This window comes from Paenibacillus sp. J22P218 (assembly GCF_056269195.1).
Map to the genome: position 1 here is coordinate 302,892 of NZ_JBWDNL010000003.1, position 18,296 is coordinate 321,187.

Below are 18,296 nucleotides of genomic sequence, written 5' to 3' on the forward strand. Positions count from 1 at the left end.
TTCAGTTGTTTATTTGATAAAATAAGATCATTCCTTGCGACGAAAGACGACCGCCACCGGTCCGCCGCCCGCCGGCCCTTGGTGCTCTGCGCCGCCGGATACATAGATCATCGGATCGCCGCACACGGAAGCAAGAACGCCTCCGACGACCGCGCGGGCATGGCGCGTGTGGTTAATATCCGAATCATCGAGCATCGTATGCCTTTGCCCCCGCACATACCCCGTCGGATCGGCTTCGGCCTTCGCAAGCACTTGCACCATCTCCGCATTCGGGTATTTGTCCAATATCCGCTTCAATGCAGCGGCGTCTATCGCATCCTTCATGACATCATGATCGATAAAGTACGGCCCTTCCGCAAAGACGGAATTGCCGAACACAATAACCTCGCAATACTGCAGCTCGCTTCCCGCAGACGTCGAAGCGACATCGCTGTATAGCCCCCACGAATGGCAAATATCCGATTCCTGCAGCTGCTCACGGTCGATTTCCCCAAGTGCCACTGCAGCTCCCAGAGCCGAGGCGCCTCTGGAGAAGCCCATTGATTTGTACGTATCTTCCGTGACAATGCCCATGCCTCTAAGATGCGCATCCTGAATCTGCTCCGCCGTCAGCAACGGACACTTAATTTGCACGAAATGAACGTCGGCAGGACTGCCGATGCCTGCCTCGCCGATCGCACGGCGGACCGCTTCCGCGACTTGATCGACCTGGGTCATGCGTCCGAGCTCTTCGGGCTTGAAGTCGGGCGTTCTCGCAACGCCGATCGCAAGCGATTTCTGCTCCTGTTGAACCGAATCCTTATCGACCGTTCCGCTGCGGCTGATGACCGAGAAATGAGGACTCAATATGCCCTCGGTTCCCCCTGACATGACGAACGAGATGGACTTCGCCTTCTCGCCGCTATGGGCAGCGAACAGGTTCTTCAAGGCAAGAACGGCAAAACCGCGGGTAAAGTCGTTCACGCAGCCGTTTCCTTCTGTCTTGCCGAGCACGGCGACGACATCATTCGGATTTATCGTTGAATCTTCAAAGCGCTGTTTCAATGTATGGGTATCGTTAGGTGAACGAGTTGGAACTTTAACAACCGAGCATTTCATCATATTTCATCCGTCCTTTGCCAAAATACGACTTTCTTCTCTAGCCAGCTGATGCCCCAGAAGAGCACCAACCCGCATAACGCCGAAGCAATAATAGCCGAGAACATAATCGGCGTGTCCATATGATAGGAAGATACGAGCACGACATAGCCAAGCCCCTTGTTCGCCCCGACGAATTCGCCTACGATAGCGCCGACAATGGCGAGCGACGTCGATATTTTCAAAGCCGAGAACACATAAGGCAAGCTCGTCGGAAGACGAAGCTTCCAGAATATTTCCAGCTTCGTGCCTTTATACGTCGAGAACAGCTCCCACGCTTCATGCTCGATGGCCTTTAAGCCTTTAACGCTGTTAACGAGAATCGGGAAGAAGCAAATGAGCATGGACGCGACGATTTTCGAAGAATAGCCGGTTCCCATCCACACCACTAGCAACGGCGCCAGAGCAACGAGCGGGGTCGTCTTGAGCGCAATCGCCAGCGGGAATACGCCCTTCTCGATCGGTTTGGAGTGTACGAAAATAACGGCTGTTATCATCCCCAAAATGTTAGCAAGCACAAAGCCGATCAAAGCCTCCATTAGCGTAACGAACATATGAGACGCCAAGGAGCCGTCGATTACCGTCAGAACAGCCGATGGCGCGGGAAGCAAATAAACCGGAATATCGAACAGACGCACGGCCAATTCCCATATCAAAACGAAGCCTAATGCAAAAGCGACAGGGTACATGATCTCTTGTATTTTTTTCATCATAGATGCTTGACCCTCTTTCTTAATTCGCTGACCGTTTGATGATACTCAGGAAGCTCCTCCATGCCCACCTCTCTATGCGAAGGCAGCGGAACAGGTATAATCGCATCGACTCCGGCAGGCCTAGGCGACATCATGACCACGCGGTTGGACATAATAACGGACTCTTGAATGGAATGGGTAACCATGACGACCGTGCTGAGGCTCGTATCCGGGCTTTCCCACAAGCGAAGCAGCTCGAAATTCAGCTTCTCCCTCGTAAATTCGTCAAGCGCTCCGAACGGCTCATCCATCAGCAGCACCGTCGGGTCGGCGGCAAGCGCGCGCGCGATCGCGATTCGCTGTTGCATCCCGCCGCTTAGCTGATGCGGGAAGTGATTGATAAAGTCTTGCAAGCCGACTAATCGCAGCGCGCCCTCCGCCTTTTCCCTCGCGACGCTCTTGGAGAAACGCTTCTCTCCGATCGTGAGCGGCAAGACGATGTTCTGGATAGCCGTCAACCATGGCATGAGGACCGGCTTCTGGAATACCATCCCGATGGATAGATCGCCCGATGCGAAGCTGACCTCCCCTCCAGCGTTCGGCTGGAGGAGATTCAGCATGAGCCGCAATAGCGTTGATTTTCCGCAACCGCTCGGACCAAGTATGGAAACAAACTCGTTTTTATAAATGTCCAAGGATACATTGTTCAGCACCTGAACATCGCCAAACGAAAGGGAACAATTTTTCAATGTAACCGCGATTTCGTTCCTCGAAGAAGCTGATGTTTTCACGTCATTCAGTTGTGCTGCGCGATTCCCCAATTCACTTATTGTCGCTTGCATTCAAATCACTCCCTATTCGATAAATTCATTCGTGAACGCTTCTTCCAGGTTCTGTTCTTCCTTCAAAAACTTCAAGTCGATCAGACTCTTCTGCAGCTCGCTCCAAGCTTCCGTATCCATCTTGCCAAGCGGCAGATTGTCCGGCTCAAGCAGCTCTACGCTAGCCTTCATCATGCCTATTTCATGTTCGAGATTCAGCTTGCTGCCGTACTTCAACCCGAATTCCGCAGCCTCTTCCGGATTAGCAATCGCGTACTCCCAGCCCTTCATCGAGGCTTGGACAAAGCTCTTCACCATCTCTGGATCTTTCTTAATGATAGACTCGGTCGTAAACAGCGTATCCGCATAAAAATTAATGTCGTAATCGCCAGGCTGGATCACATTCACTTCATGTCCTTGCTCTTGAACGGCAAGCATCTCGTTAATCACATAACCAGGCCATGCTGCCACTTGTCCGCTAAGAAGCGGACTCATATCGTATTTCACCGGCATTTCTTCGATCTTCGAAGCTTCGATGCCGGCATTGTTCACCATAGCGCGGTAAGTCAATTCCTCGTTGCCGCCTAATTTCACGCCGACCTTCTTGCCGATCAGATCTTCCATTTTCGTTATGCCGGAATCCTTCAAGCTGAACAAGACGAAAGGCGTCTTGCGATATACGGCCGACAGTGCTTGAACCGGCACGCCTTTTTCCCGCGCCATCAAGATTTGATCGGCACCGGTAACGCCGAAGTGCTCGCTTCCCGAAGCGATCATCTGCACGGAAGGGAAATCCGCTCCGCCTGGTCTGATCTCGACGTCCAGACCCGCTTCCTTATAGAAGCCTTTCTCCACCGCGGCATAATACCCGGCGAATTGCGCTTGATGAATCCACTTCAGCCTCAGCACGACCTTCCTCAGCTCACCCGTCTCTCCGTTCGACGCCCCTGACGAAGCAGGTGCTTGATTAGAACCGCATGCCGTCGCAACAAGCATGATAGCCGCCAATACGATAAACAATGATTTCTTTGAATTTCTCCACATAATAGTTCCCTCCATTTATCTCTTCTCTATGTTTTGGTTTTAGTAGATTAATAGCTTTGCAGTGCCTTCAACACATGTTCGGAGCTGCTTACGCTTCCGAATACGCCGCCCTGCATTGTTACCATGTTCAGCGCCGCTTGATGGTTGGCCGGGTCTGTCGCCCCCGTGCAATCCTCTAGAATCAAGCATTCATAACCTCTGTCGTTTGCTTCCCTCATCGTCGTATGAACGCACACATCAGTTGTGATGCCGGTCAATATTAAATGCGTAATGCCTTTGTTTCTCAATACAAGCTCCAGGTCCGTTGCATAAAAGCTTCCCTTCCCCGGCTTATCGATAATGCATTCGCCTTCGATCGGTCGAAGGTCCTCGATGATTTCCCAGCCGGGCTCTCCTCTAACCAAGATGCGTCCGGCTGGTCCGTGCGAGCCGATCTCCGCGCCGATCTGTTTGCTCCTCCACCTTTTGTTGGGAGGCAGATCGGATAGATCCGGCTTATGGCCTTCTCTCGTATGAATAACCGTCATGCCTTCTATTTGCCGAACTCGGTTCAACAACTTCTTGATAGGCTCGATAGGCTTTGCCGTCAGCGACAAGTCATACCCCATTTGCTCCACATATCCGCCTTTGCCGCAAAAATCAATTTGCATATCAATAATGACCAGCGCCGTTTTTGAAGGATCAACGCTTCCGTCAAAGGGCCACGCATAAGGGTTAGCTGTTATCTGCATCGTTGACTCAACTCCTTTCAAACCTCACATGTTTGTCGTATTTCACAAGATGAATGCTTTCTTTTTTGTTTATGTGTCACATTATATCACATGTAATTCGGTTTTTGTTTGTGAATTTCACAAATATGTAGGATGTTTGATTGTGGATTTATACAAAAGAACAATTTTGTGTCATGTTTTATTACATATGGACGAATTTTCACAACAAAAAACGCCGCTTTCCCCATAGGGAAATGCGACGCTTTTATGCTATCCAGTAATTATTTGAGATAGCTGTCTTTCAAAATATAAATCCGCGGAGAGGCTCCGATCGCTGCGCCATAAGGATGGATCGTAATTGACTTGCTGCCTTGCAGATCGATGTCATACACCGTCACTTGGCCCTCGCTCACCGTCAATTCCTCCGTAAGCAATTGTTGCTTGTCGTTATACAGCTTGAATTTCAAGTCTTCGTCGCCCGCGATCATCAGATGCAGCGTTGCATACTTTCTCCCCAAATCAATGTTCAAGGAATAACGTTCCGTATCACTCGCCACCATAGCGAACGCCCCATTATATTGCTTGCCTCCGAACACAAGCTGCTTCTTATCAATAATATCCTGGAAGGTCCAGGTCGAAGTCTCCGGCTTAATTCCGGACGAGTAGAAATTCACGTTGTCCCCTTCTCCAAGCCGAATCGTTTTCGACTTGCCCTCGTATTCAATGGGAATGTTAAAGGCGTCCGAGATAGCCCGAACCGGCAGGTAGGTCGTTCCGTTATAAGTGACTGGCACCACCGGTTTACCATTGGCATCGGTCGGTTTCCACACGACTCCATCTTTCAAGAGCGTAAGCTCCCCGTTCAAGAAAGCTTTAATCGCAGTAACTTTCGTGGCCGCGAATGCCCCGGTGGCAAGGAAGAAAACCGCCATCGCAACGATCAGCAGCGACAAAATCCATTTTTTCACTATGAACGCCTCCTATTGGTTTGATTCTTCCCAAATTTAGCATGATTGTACGAACGCGCCTATTACTCGAAAGAAGTAGATATCGTATTTATTGCGCAAAAAAAAGCCCCCTTTGAAAGGAGGCTCACGGACGTATGCTGCATTATTGGAGGGTCGAGCGGCCCGATACTTTGTGAATAAGCTGGGATCGGCTTTTGACGTCAAACTTTCGGAAAATATTAGAAAGATGCTTTTTCACGGTAACCTCGCTTATGACCAGATCCATCGCGACCTCGAGATTAGATCGTCCCATGATTAGCCGTTCCACGACCTCTTTCTCCCGCTGGGTCAATTCTTCCAGAATACTTTCTTTCTCTTCGTCATCTTCCTGCAAGCCGAACGAAGTGATCATTTTATTCACATAATGAATCACTTTGTGCCCGCGAGTATCTAGGAAATAATAAGGAGTAGGCGTTATACCGTCATAATCGCGATGGAAGATGCCTTCTACCTCATCGAGCCCCAAACTCATGCAGATGGCGTGCGAGATCGGATTGCTGATCGGGGCGGCAACGATATAGCCGGTTGTGAGAATATGACTGATCAACGTTGATAAGGAGGCATGCATCATCGCAACATCGGAGAAATCGAATACATCGAGCGTCTTAACGAAAAATCCGGATTTCCGGTTCTCGGTAACCATCAATTCTTGCTTCACCGTCTCCGACAAAGCATTGAAATAAGGACCGGACAACGGACCGGTTAACAAATAATCCATGGTCTGCTCGTTGATCGGGATAATCTCCATGATTCCGTTAATTTCTCCCTTAGCATTCCGAATGAGCTTCACGCAGCTCGCATCCAATTCGTACAGCTCTTCAAGCTTGATTTGGTTCAGCACTTGCAAGCTTTCGCGCACAGATAGCAAGTAGCTCTCCTGCGTGCGAGTCTCTTGATTCACGAATACAATTTCGGCATCCTTCGCCGTGAGTCTCCTACGCTCGATATACTGCTCTGCCTCCATCCAATTCGCAAGGCTAAGCGGCTCTACACTATAGGAAATCCAATGACCATGCAATAAAAATTGAACGAATTGATTGCCAATATAATAGAGAAACTCGGCGTTTTCCCAAGATACTGATTTTTTCCTCGCAGACTGCTTCAATTTGTTCGAATAATACAACACGCAGCGTTTCCACAACCCGTTATAGCGTTCGGGCATGCGATGACGCAAATCGTTAGCGATGGCTTCCCGGAGCAATTCATGGAGCAGCCACCCGCGATCAATCCGTTGGACGAAGGATAACGAAACCAGCTGCTGGAATTGCTCCGTCTTGACCGATCTTCCGAGCAAGATGCTCAGCAGCTCTTGATTGAAGTTGCGAGCGACGGCCGCCGACTCCACCAGCTCTCTCATTTCCGAATCGGGAACCTCTCTTAACCATGTACGCACGATATGTACGAACAATTCGTCATGGTCCGCCGCAAGCGGTGCGCTGTCCACTTGGGATATGGTAGTTGAAGCGAGCAGCGCCAAAGACAGAGGATGCCCTCTTGTTCGACTCCAGATGTGATGAATTGTATCCACGTTAGCGATTCCAGACCGCTGCAGATAAGCCTTGGTGACAGCGAAGTCCAAGTCTGCAATCGGCATGCGATAGACCACCTGCCTCCATACGGGCATCGTGTACCACGACGGCTGCAGAGGAGATCTCCCGGCTAGGACGAATAGCACCTGCGGGAGCATGCGCTCCAGAAAGCTTTCTCGAAGCCAATGCTCCATCTCCCCGATTTCCTCGAACGTATCCAGCGCGATAACGCATTTCCCGTTTGTCGACGTTTCCGTAATCGCCTCCCGGCATAACTCCGTTAAGGACACGAGGTCCAGCGTGTTGTCTAGTCGAGCCATAGGGTAGCGAAGCATGCGCAGCAGAAATAAACAGAAGTCCGTGGGCGTACGTGAAAACACACGGCAATCCAGGAGCAGAAACGGGATGCCCGCCAGCTCGGACAGCCGCCGGAATTCATGAAGCAGCGTCGTCTTCCCGACGCCCCCCGTTCCGTAAATGCTGAGAATTCGTCTTATGTTCGTTACTTCTGACAATTGCTTCGTGAAGAATAGAATCTCTTGCTCTCTGCCGAGCAAATCTTGCTGCTCCATCGCCACATCGCTCTCGCCGGCCAATCTTAGATACCGCTGTTCTCTGGACATAGGACTCCGCCTCACTCCCGATCGCACCTGGAAGATCGAATCATACTCTTCCTTTATTTATCACCTATTTTATAATACTTTTTTCTCGAAAGGTGTAGAATGATGGAGCTGTATCTGCGTCCCTACAGATTTTGTTCTGATATACCTAACACAGGGTCGAAGCTCAGCATCTTCGTCCCGATTTTGTCGATGAAGAACCGGTCATGGCTAACCGTAATGACGGCGCCGGGAAAATGGATCAACGCCTGTTCCATCACCTGAATGCTCGTTAGATCCAAGTGGTTGGTCGGCTCATCCAATACTATGACTGCGGCGCCGGAGAGAAGACATTTAGCAAGGGCAACCCTTGCCTTCTGTCCGCCGGAAAGATTGCCGATCGTTTTGCTTAGATCCATCTCCGAGAATTGCAGCATGGATAAGAACTTATTCACCTTTTTGCGAGGCGCATCCAGTCCCAAACCGTACGTATTGACCGCATGGCTAACGGTATCCTTCGGATCGAGCTCGTCCCACATCCGGTTGAAATAGGCGTAGCCGACACCCTTCTCCCAGGTCACCTCGCCGGACTCCGGTTTTTCCTGCCCGGTAAGCACCTTAATGAGCGTCGATTTCCCGCTTCCGTTAGGCCCTACGATGACTAAGCGGTCTTCCTTCTGGATATCGAAGCTGACGTTCTCGAAGATCGTCCGACCGTCATAGGTCTGTCCGATGCTCTTCACCTCGCATAACTTATCCGGAAAACGCAGCTTTTCGTAAATATCGGTAATCAGCACGTTCACGGGATGCGGCTCGATCCGCTTCTTGTTGTCAGCCAGTTGACGGGAAAGCCGGTCCTTCGACGTCTTCTTGCTCGCACGGTTGTCAATCGCTTCGGACTCCATGAGCAGAAGCTCTTCCTCCCACTCGAACTGGCGATCCAGCTCTTTTTTGCGCATCTTCTTTTTACGGACGTAATCGGTATAATTGCCTTCGTATTCTTGAAAATGATAGTTCTCGATCTCGATCGTGCGCGTAACGACTTTATCTATGAACTGCCTGTCATGCGACACCAGAATCATAGCTCCATTGAACCGATACAGCCATTGCTCCAACCACGTTATCCCTTCGATATCCAGGTAGTTCGTTGGCTCGTCAAGCAAGACGACATCAGGAAGTTCGATTAACATCTTGGCTAGAGCCGCGCGGTTTCTCCAGCCTCCCGACAATTCATCGATAGGCTGATTGCGGGATCTATCGTTGAACCCCAGCTTCGTAAGTACCGTGTTAATCTCGACGGAAACATTCCAGCCATCCAAATGGTCCATTTGTTCAAAAAGCTCCGCTTGTCTCGCGAGCAGCCGTTCCATCTCGCCATCATCGGTCACCAGTCCCAGCTTCTCCCCCACTTCCTGCAGCTCTCGTTCGATTATTGCTACTTGCTCGAAGCACAGCTCCAGCTCTTGTTGAACCGACAGACTGCCGGTCATTTCTGAGAATTGAGAGAAGTAACCGATCTTCACCTTCGGATCTATATCCACTTTGCCAGACGTCGGCTCTTCTTTGCCCATGATCAGCTTGAACACCGTCGACTTGCCGGCACCGTTGCGTCCGATCAGCCCGATGCGATCCCCTTGGCTCAAGCGAAAATAAATATCTCGAATAATCAAGGAGTCTTCATACTTCTTTGTTACATTCTCCAAACGAATTACACTCATCACGATCACCCTTCTAACTCCGTCAGTCTAAGGTGATTATACCACTACTGCCTATTTCGGGTTTAAAAAAACAGAGCAGCAGACGTCAAGTCCTGCTGCTCCCTTTTTAGAATACCGGCGTCTGATTCAGCCGCAGCTCTTCTTCCGATGTTAGTCCGTTCTTCAGCGCCTGTTGACGCAAGGCCAGATATAGCTCCGCCTTTGTGGCGTATATATACGGCATTACGAATAGAACACCAACGAATAATACGACTATACCGAGAAGAATCCAACCAATAAAGCTTAGATCAAGCACGAAGATACGGAATTTATGTCCCCGTGTCATTTCCTTGCTTAATTCCACTGCGCGATGATACCCAATGTTCGGGTTGTCCGCCAAAATGTAAGGCACCATGCTGTAGGCGTACGATTTCACGATCCCCGGGATAATAAGGAGCAGAAACCATAGGAAGTTCAGAAACGTTCTCCACAGCATCGCTTTCACGACATCCCAATACCTGTGTTTGTTGAACGCGTAGCCAATATGGTTGAGATTCACCTCATGTTCCGCAGCTTGCTTGAAGTATCGCATCGAGCCGACCTCAAGGGGAAAACAGAGAAAAATACGAAACGCTAAAGCGAATACAAAAACAATAATAAAGATGATGATCGCGATCGCAATGAAAGGACCGATAACCTCCCAGTCTACATCCATGCCGGAGGAAGGGGATGATCCAAGGTTGAGATTAAAGGTTGACGGACTGCCTCCGCCTCCAGTGACAAATGCAAGAATAATACTTACGAGAAACGCCTTCCAATACGATGTGCGCAGCACCTCTTTGGCTCTCTGCTTCAGCTCTTTCCGTTCCCACATCGCTGAACATCTCCCTTCATCCCTTATTTCACACCTTACAATATGTACCATGTTAAATATAGTATGACAAGCCTTGAAATATGCATATAACGGCAGCATGAATCGTAAAAAGGCCGTAAGTCTCCCCGCTAAAGAGGCATCCGGCCTAAATGACGATCATCGGATTTGAAAATTAAATAGTACCATTCGTATTAATAATCGTAGCTGTAACAGCCCGGGTATTTATCGCTCCCCCTGCGTCTCCTGCAGCTGTAGCCAGCCCTATTCCCTCCTACCATTGCGTTGGATATATAACTATCCGGCTAACAGTGTATTTTCGGGGGATAGGTCATGGCACGTCGTTTGTACCTGATTCATTCGTCTATTTTGCGGCTGCAAGGTCTTCTGACCACTGATCGGTCAATCAGATGTATAATAGAAGGCAACATTATTAAGGAGGACCACTATGTTTATCATCATCGGGCTTGTGTTTATCGTTTTGTACGCCCTCATCGTATTCTATATCGGTTGGAGCGGTTGGACGTGGATAAAGCCGGCGGTATCGCGCAGATTCCGGCTCTTCTATATCATTGCGCTCGTCTTTCTGGCAAGCTCTCTCTTTCTCTCCAGAATTATCGCGGGGTCGACCATCCTCAGCGTCATCGGCAGCTACTGGCTGGCCCTATTCAGTTTATTGATCATGCTGCTCCCGCTCGTTCACCTTACGGTCTGGTTAACGAAGCTGACACGGCTGCCGCGCCATGCCATCCAGAAGTGGTCGGGAATCGTCACTTTGCTCCTGTTGGTGACTCTGCTCGGTTATGGAAGCTTTAATGCCTTTAGTCCGACAGTAAGATCCTATGACATACATATCGCCAAAGAGGGTCCGGCCAATGGCGAGCTTCATATTGTGATGGCGTCCGATATGCATTTTGGCTATTTGTCGGGGAAAGGCCATGCGCAGCGGATGGTTGAGGAAATTAACGCGTTGAAACCGGACATCGTTTTGTTACCCGGCGATATTGTGGATGACGATATTTTACCTTATAAAGAAAATGGCATTGGCGATATTTTATCGGAGCTCGAGGCGCCTCTCGGCGTATTCGCTTCTTTGGGCAATCATGACCGGTTCAAAGGCGAGACGGAGGAGCTAGTCGCACTTATAGAGGAAAGCGGCATCCAGGTGCTTTATGACGAGACGACCCAGGTTGGAGACTGGCTCACGCTGGTCGGACGGAAGGATTACAGCGATACGGAGAGAGCGGAGCTTGATCGTTTAATGGAAGACATCGACCGCTCCGGGCCGGTCATTATGCTGGAGCATCAACCGGTCGAGCTGGGTATCGCGGAGGAGCAAGGCATCGATTTGATGTTATCCGGCCATACCCATCATGGACAAATCGCGCCCGGCAATTTAATAACCGACAGATTGTTTGAGAACGATTGGGGGTACTTGCAGAAAGGATCGCTGCATTCCATCGTATCATCCGGTTACGGCTTCTGGGGCCCTCCGATCCGCATCGGCTCCCGGGCGGAAATCGTGTCCATTCATGTCCGTTTCTCCAATTCGGAAAGTTAACGCCTAGTCCTGGACTTTTGAGTGGATTTTGTGCAGTCAAATGGCTGGAAACGATACGATATCCGAGTTTGATTGGATTTTGTACAATCAAACGGACGGAGGAACCCTGCTGAGGGCTCAAATGCCCGTTTTGACTGTATGTTTTCCACTCAAAAGTCGCTTAACAGGTGATTGAGGCCGAATAGACTGTATGAAATACAGGCAAAACGTCATATCACCAGGAGAGGCCCGAAGAAGGGGCATCCTGAACTACACTACACCCAAGCATCGTTGGAATAACCGCGCTGCTCCCAATATCCGACATGCTCGCCGTCGATCAACTCGATCCGGTTCAGCCACTTGACCGACTTGTAGGCGTACATCTTCGGCACGATCAGCCTTACGGGACCGCCAAGATCGCTTGGGATTGGCTTGCCATCATGCATAACGGCGACGAGCACATCGTCCAAATCCGCTTGTTCAAGCGTCAATGTATCCGTGTATACGCCGTCGCCGGAATAGAACTTCACGGTACGGGCGGATGCTTTCACTCCTGCCTGCTTCAGCAGATCCTTCAGCTTGATGCCTTCCCACGTATTCTTATACACCGACCAACCTGTTACGCAGTGGAAATCGCTCACCTGCACCTCGCGCTTCAGCGCGACGAACTGCTTCCAGTCCCACTTGAAACTGCGGTCAACGAGTCCGTCTATCGTGAACGACCAGTTCTCGTTCGTGAAAGTCGGAATCGGCGTGACGGTGTACACGCGGAATTGGCCTTGCGCTCCTCCGCCGAGCGGAGGCGACGACGCCGGAAGCGGCTGCGGCGCGGGAACGAGGCTGTTGCCATCGTTCTCGATCAGCTTCTCAAGCGACTCGCTGCCGCCTACGCCGAAGTTGCCAAGCGAATCGCCGACCCACTTCAGGAAGGAAGGCCCGATCGTGACCGCAAGCCCCGCGCCGATTGCGCCGCGTATGAAGGAGCGGCGCGTATACATCGGCTGGGGCGCTGCGGGATGCAGTGCTCCTGCAGCCGCAGCCGCCTCCTTCTCGTCGCCTCGCTTAATTGTCCGGCGGTTCGGCTCCTTGAGCCATCGCACCCGAGTGAGCGAGTGATAAATGATATACGGCAGTCCGACCCACGTAAGCAGATCATGCACGACCAACGCGACATTAGAGACGCGCGGCCCGACTGCCCGGAACTGCCATAGCAGTACACCAGAAAAAAACCAGCCCAGCAGCAGAACCAGCACAACGATTACATTTGCCCGCTGGGCAGGCTTATCCTTAAGCTGCTTCCAGTGCTTACCCGCAAGCAGCAAATAATAGATTACCGGCAGAATCGAGGCGATACCGACAACGATATGCAGCCACTTGATCCATACGCGTCCTTCGCCGAGAATGCCGCGCCAGAAGCCGCCCACTAGAATGAGCCCCGTAAGCGCCAATAGGACGACGATCCATCCGTTCCACGTATGCAGCGACACGAGCTTTTTGCCAAATCCTTTGCGCAGGCTTGCAAGCATTTTTCCCATACGGCTGCCGCTCCCTCATTTCCGATTTATATCCTTCTTCTATTATAGCGCCTCGATAGAACATATTCGATATGCTATAACATGACGGATTACGAAACGAAAGGACCTCGTCCGCCACGATTAGGTGGTGAATGAGATCCTTCACGCCGAGTAAGGCAATTACTTTCCGGCAGCGCTCAAAGTAAACTCGAACGCTATTTCCTTATCTGCCGGAATCAAGTATTCATCATGCACAGGCGCTCCCCAGCTGTCATCGCCGCCGACGCCCATTTGCTTGCCAGCAATGGTCACGACCGTATAATGGACATTCGGCAGCTCCCATGCATGGGCTGCATTCTCCAGTTCGAAGGCGGTGTATGGCGACAGCGTGCATTCCACAGGGGCTTGCGGATCGGCGCTCATCTTCAGGCCCGCTCCGGAAGCATCGGTAATCGATAATCTTCTCACACCCGTCCGATTGCCCGATTCCTGAGGCACGAGGTAGCTGGATGGCAGCTCGGCAACAAATCGCTCGAATACGCCGAGACGCGCACCGAAAGCTCGGTCGACATAGTTTTCTTCCGGCCCCATCGCATACCACTGCGAACGATCATAATCAGCCGGGATCTTGAACGTTAACGCGAAAATCGGCAAGTTCGGCAAGCCTTCGGCTCCGCTGTACCGCGAGCGAACACGAAGACGTCCGTCTGCGAATACGGTGTAAGCTACGTTCACCCGCACATCCGGGCTAACACTGAACGAGTACTCATAAGCAACTGTTGCCGATCCGGCCTCTTCGGTTAGCTCGACGCTCTCGCAACGGCGAGCCAGGCTTGCCGCATACCAAGCCCCCGCTTGGAATCCTTGGTTGTAGCCCTTGTCGTTATCCGTCGTCGCCCGCCAGAACAACGGCATTGGCGGGGCGGCGATCATCTCGCCTCCGTCGCCATACCGCAACGATACGATCGAGCCCGCTTGCTTCGAGAACAACATAGCGAAGCCTTCCCCGGTTACGCCGATATTAACGTCTCCCTCGATAACCGTCAGTTCCCCGGACGCCTGCCCTGCAACGACAGCTTGCGGCTCTACCATATAAATGCGTTGTCCAAACGCGACTTCATGCCCCGCTTCTGCCCACAGCTCGTTCTCTTTCAATACTAACGAAACGTGCAAGCAGTATTCGCCTGCCACGCTATCGACTCCTTCCGGCAATATGAAAGGAATGACATCCGTATGCTGCGCCGCTACAAGGATATCGCTTTCACCGGCAAACACTTCCGTACCTTCCCGATACAAGCGGTATTGGAGGCTCAATCCCTCCGTACTCTCGAACAGATTCTCGTTCTTAACGGCAACCGAGTCGCGCGACACTTCCAGCTTTATATTTTGATACAGGAACTTAACCTCCTGCATCTTCGGCGTTTCCTTCCGATCGGCGAACACGATTCCGTTGCCGCAGAAGCTATAGTCGGTTGGACGGTCATCGTAGTCTCCGCCGTACGCCAAGTACTCCTGACCGTACCGATTACTCTTCACTAGCGACTGATCGATATAGTCCCAGATAAAGCCACCCTGATACATCGGGTATTTACTTTCCAGCTCCGTATATTTGTTCAGTCCGCCAACGGAGTTGCCCATTGCGTGCATATACTCGCAGCTAATGTAAGGCTTAGCCGGATCGCTCTGCAAATAAGCTTCGATTTGCGCCGGCTTTGCGTACATGCGGCTTTCCATGTCGCTCGTGTCGTCGTACGCCCGATTGTGGAACACGCCCTCGTAATGCACCAATCGGCTTGGATCCTTCTCGCGGAAATAGTTCGATACGTTCAGGATAACTTCACCCGCATATGATTCGTTGCCGCATGACCAGATAAGAATGGACGGATGGTTTTTGTCCCTCTCCAGCATCGATATCGCGCGGTCCATAACGATGGGCTGCCATTCGGGCTTATCGCCCGGCACATTCCATGAGGGCTCGACTGCCCCCATCTTCTGCCAAGAGCCATGCGATTCCAGGTTCATCTCATCGATGACGTACACGCCGTATTCGTCGCACAGCTCGTACCATAACGTCTGGTTTGGATAGTGGGATGTACGCACCGAGTTAATGTTGTTGCGCTTGAGCGTCGCAATATCCCATAGCATATCCTCCTTCGTCACGACTCTGCCGCTGCGGCAATTGAACTCATGGCGGTTAACGCCCTTAAATACGATCCGCTCACCGTTTAAGCACATTAACCGATTAATCATCTCGAACCTGCGGAAGCCGGCCTTCTGCACAATCGCCTCTACCAATTCTCCTTCGGCATTCCATACCGAAATACAGACCCGATATAAATAAGGCTTCTCCGCGCTCCATAGCTGAACCTTACCCGCAGCAGCGGTCAATGTCAGCGAACCGTTCCCGAATTGTCCCGTTACTGCAGCCACAACAAGACCCTTTGCATCCTTCAGCTCCACTCGCGCCTGAGCAGCCGGATGGATCTTGTCCATCAACTGCAAATCCACGGTTAACGCGCCCTGCGAGTAGGAATCGTCTAGCTCCGCCCGAACGCGCACATCCTGCACATGCAGTTCAGGAATCGTATACAGGTACACATCGCGGAAAATACCGGAGAACCGCCAGAAATCCTGATCCTCCAGCCAGCTTCCCGTGCTCCGCTGATACACCTCTACGGCAAGCTTGTTTTCTCCTTCGCGCACATATGGCGTCAGTTCGAACTCCGACGGCGTGAAGCTGTCTTCCGCATAACCGACGAACTCGCCGTTTAACCAAACGTAGAAGGCCGATTCGACGCCCTGGAACGAAATATATACAGGCTGGCCAGCCATATTAGCAGGCAGCTCGAACGTTTTCACATAGCTGCCGACAGGGTTCTCCTTCGGAAGCTCGGGAGGACGCACGCCATCAAGACCATCCCACGGGTACATCGTATTGACGTATTGCGGCGAGGCGAAGCCTTGCAGCTGAATATGACCCGGAACCTGAATGTCCGACCAACCCGAATAATCATAATTTACGTCATAAAATAAAGCTTCTCTCGCTTCCGCTCTCCCTGAATAGCTGAACTTCCAGCTTCCGTTCAGCTCATGCCTAAGCGCCATCGGCGCTCCCGCCTCCGCTTCCTCCATCGTGCGATAATAACGATGATCCGAGTGGGCATCGAGACGGTTCACCCGAAATACGCTTACGTCGCTAAGCCAACTGTTTGTTGGTTTCATTTCTGCTCCCATTGCTTATGCTTCAATCCTCTCTATGCCAACATTCGTTAGTTTATAAATGCTCTCTTCGCCTATATACACGTTAAAGCTATCGTTCTCATAGACCACTTGAGGCACAGTCTCCCATTCCTCCGCACAGTCGCCCGTCTCGCTTCCGGGATTGCCGTATACGCCGATCGCCATCCAATGGACGCCCGGCTGCAAGCTGGCCGTCACCGTCGGAATGACCGTCCGTGCGTACAACACATTCGTATTCGCGTTAGGATGAACAAGCTCAGCTTGCCCGCTGCCAAAGAGCAGTCGGATGCCGCTTGCACCTAGAGCGGATACGGCCAGCGCTTCGCCCTGCTCCTTGCCCAGTTGCAGCGTTCTCTTCCCTTGCCGATCTTCATGGCCGAGCGCGAACCCGCCGTCGGCCACATCGAGATATCTGCTGGACGCGATGCGGTGAATGCGCACATGCCATGGCGCGCCGACGATGAGCCATGTCTGCACCTCGACATCAAGCCACGGCTTCCATACGGTATGGATAACACCATCCTCGATCGTCGACCGCTCCGCCTTTCGCTTCACCCGATAGATTCGGTCGCCTTCGCTAAGCGCGAGCATCGAATCGTATGCGCCTTGCGCAAGTCCCCATTCCGCTCGCGGCACGCTGAAGCCGAATTGATTGGAATAAGCGAACTTCTCATATTTGGCAGCGGTATGCGTATGCTCGTTCGTAGAGGAATGTCCTGCATTGAAAGCGACAATATGATTGCTGGCTTCCTGCCTCTGAATAATTAGATGAGGCGACGGCTGCAAGGAGCGCTCGTCCAGTTCCGGCAGCGGCAGTTCCTCTGCCTGCCAGAACGGGTGCTGCTCCGGCAGCGCCAGCGGCAGAAACGTCTTGAACGCCCAATACGGCGATCCCGGCGCATTGTAGTTCTCCGCCATGACGAGATTCGGATACGCATATCCGATCGACAGTCTGCCGTCCGCTTCGAAGATCGGCTGCGCGAACCACCAACGCAAATGCCGCAGCACAATGCCCTTCAAGACGCCGTAGGGAAACACCTCCACGCCCGCATAAGCGAGCGCGCTCCAGAAGGCCGCCTGCGAGAACCGATACGTCAAGCTCCGACCGTAAGGCAGCGCGGAGCCGTCGCCTGCGAACCAGTAAATGAAGTCCTTCGCGAAAGCCGACGCCCTTTCCTTATAAAGCGCTGCCCGCTTCGGATCTTCCTCCCCCATCCACTCCGCATAGATCAAGCCGTAATAATGAATCGCGAACGGCCCGTAATAGTCGCAATGACCGCCGATGCCGTCCGAATACCAGCCGTCCGACAAATAGAACTCGTCGATCCGATCCAAATTCGCGTTCATTTGCTCCCGGTCATACGGAAGCCCAAGCTTCTTAAAGCCGAGATTGACCATGACGAGAAAGAACAGCCAGTTGCAGTCGTATACCGGACGTTCGTTGATTTGGTTGATCCAGTCGAAGAACCGCTCCTTCTCCACGTCGCTCAGCGGTTGCCACACTTGCTCAGGCGCCAATGCCATTGCAAGGCCGAAGGATGCCATCTCTACCAGCTTCTGATCGTAATCATTCACGGTTCCCCAATATTCTTCGTGCTCGGGATTCGTTCCGTTTCGGATTCCTTCCCTATAGATGTCCCATAGCTCCGAATCGCCGCCTCCGGCAGCGAGCGGCGCTAGTCCCCATAACACGCGCGAAAAACCTTCCATCTCCGCGGTTTCGCTCGTGCAGCCTGAACCGGTCTCCCCAAGCTTCAGATGCGCCATCCCTTCGCTATAATAAGGAACCAACGGCTCGCATAGCTGGCGCAGCGCATCCTGCATATCCTCTCTCGTCGCGAGTGGATTAGACTTAATCGGCAATGGCTTCCCATTATTCGTCATGATCCTGTCTC

General features: G+C 51.8%; 13 protein-coding genes. 1 reads left to right on the plus strand and 12 read right to left on the minus strand.

Going from position 1 to position 18,296, the window contains the following annotated elements:
• Window positions 1-27: 27 nt before the first annotated feature.
• From atzD to AC0YN0_RS16070, 9 genes are all read right to left on the minus strand, one after another.
• Window positions 28-1,101, minus strand: coding sequence for a cyanuric acid amidohydrolase (gene atzD / locus AC0YN0_RS16030; protein ID WP_475822148.1), 1,074 nt, complete (start codon window positions 1,099-1,101; stop codon window positions 28-30).
• Window positions 1,098-1,850 carry an ABC transporter permease gene (locus tag AC0YN0_RS16035; RefSeq protein ID WP_475822149.1) on the minus strand — a complete coding sequence of 251 codons (753 nt, stop codon included), beginning with the start codon at window positions 1,848-1,850 and terminating at the stop codon, window positions 1,098-1,100. The genes atzD and AC0YN0_RS16035 overlap by 4 nt, the downstream gene beginning before the upstream one ends.
• Window positions 1,847-2,671 (minus strand): ABC transporter ATP-binding protein, encoded by an 825-nt coding sequence (locus tag AC0YN0_RS16040; RefSeq protein WP_475822150.1) that lies wholly within the window; start codon window positions 2,669-2,671, stop codon window positions 1,847-1,849. Before AC0YN0_RS16040 ends, AC0YN0_RS16035 begins: the two co-directional genes overlap by 4 nt.
• A 12-nt stretch (window positions 2,672-2,683) precedes the next feature.
• Window positions 2,684-3,694, minus strand: coding sequence for an ABC transporter substrate-binding protein (locus AC0YN0_RS16045; RefSeq protein WP_475822151.1), 1,011 nt, complete (start codon window positions 3,692-3,694; stop codon window positions 2,684-2,686).
• A 47-nt stretch (window positions 3,695-3,741) separates the two neighbouring features.
• Window positions 3,742-4,425, minus strand: a complete 684-nt coding sequence (biuH, locus tag AC0YN0_RS16050; RefSeq protein ID WP_475822152.1) for a biuret amidohydrolase — start codon at window positions 4,423-4,425, stop codon at window positions 3,742-3,744.
• A gap of 260 nt (window positions 4,426-4,685) precedes the next feature.
• A complete protein-coding gene (locus AC0YN0_RS16055) occupies window positions 4,686-5,372 on the minus strand; it encodes a stalk domain-containing protein (RefSeq protein WP_475822153.1) in 687 nt (228 codons plus the stop codon).
• A 142-nt stretch (window positions 5,373-5,514) separates the two neighbouring features.
• Complete coding sequence (locus AC0YN0_RS16060) at window positions 5,515-7,563, minus strand: LuxR C-terminal-related transcriptional regulator (RefSeq protein ID WP_475822154.1); 2,049 nt, start codon at window positions 7,561-7,563, stop codon at window positions 5,515-5,517.
• A 122-nt stretch (window positions 7,564-7,685) separates the two neighbouring features.
• On the minus strand, window positions 7,686-9,257 hold the full coding sequence (locus AC0YN0_RS16065; protein ID WP_475822155.1) for an ABC-F family ATP-binding cassette domain-containing protein: 1,572 nt from the start codon (window positions 9,255-9,257) through the stop codon (window positions 7,686-7,688).
• Between the two features lie 106 nt (window positions 9,258-9,363).
• The gene (locus AC0YN0_RS16070) at window positions 9,364-10,110 is read right to left on the minus strand and encodes a DUF975 family protein (RefSeq protein ID WP_475822156.1); all 747 of its coding nucleotides are present in this window, start codon (window positions 10,108-10,110) and stop codon (window positions 9,364-9,366) included.
• Window positions 10,111-10,555: 445 nt separating this feature from the next.
• On the opposite strand from AC0YN0_RS16070, the gene AC0YN0_RS16075 reads away from it, so the two are divergent.
• Window positions 10,556-11,668 carry a metallophosphoesterase gene (locus AC0YN0_RS16075; RefSeq protein ID WP_475822157.1) on the plus strand — a complete coding sequence of 371 codons (1,113 nt, stop codon included), beginning with the start codon at window positions 10,556-10,558 and terminating at the stop codon, window positions 11,666-11,668.
• A gap of 254 nt (window positions 11,669-11,922) precedes the next feature.
• Here the strand turns inward: AC0YN0_RS16075 and AC0YN0_RS16080 are convergent, their stop codons facing one another.
• The 3 genes from AC0YN0_RS16080 to AC0YN0_RS16090 form a co-directional block, all read right to left on the minus strand.
• The gene (locus AC0YN0_RS16080; RefSeq protein WP_475822158.1) at window positions 11,923-13,182 is read right to left on the minus strand and encodes a molybdopterin-dependent oxidoreductase; all 1,260 of its coding nucleotides are present in this window, start codon (window positions 13,180-13,182) and stop codon (window positions 11,923-11,925) included.
• Between the two features lie 159 nt (window positions 13,183-13,341).
• Window positions 13,342-16,383 carry a beta-galactosidase, LacZ type gene (lacZ, locus tag AC0YN0_RS16085; RefSeq protein WP_475822159.1) on the minus strand — a complete coding sequence of 1,014 codons (3,042 nt, stop codon included), beginning with the start codon at window positions 16,381-16,383 and terminating at the stop codon, window positions 13,342-13,344.
• 15 nt (window positions 16,384-16,398) lie between these two features.
• Window positions 16,399-18,285: a DUF2264 domain-containing protein gene (locus tag AC0YN0_RS16090; RefSeq protein ID WP_475822160.1), complete on the minus strand. Its 1,887-nt coding sequence runs from the start codon at window positions 18,283-18,285 to the stop codon at window positions 16,399-16,401.
• Window positions 18,286-18,296 lie beyond the last annotated feature (11 nt).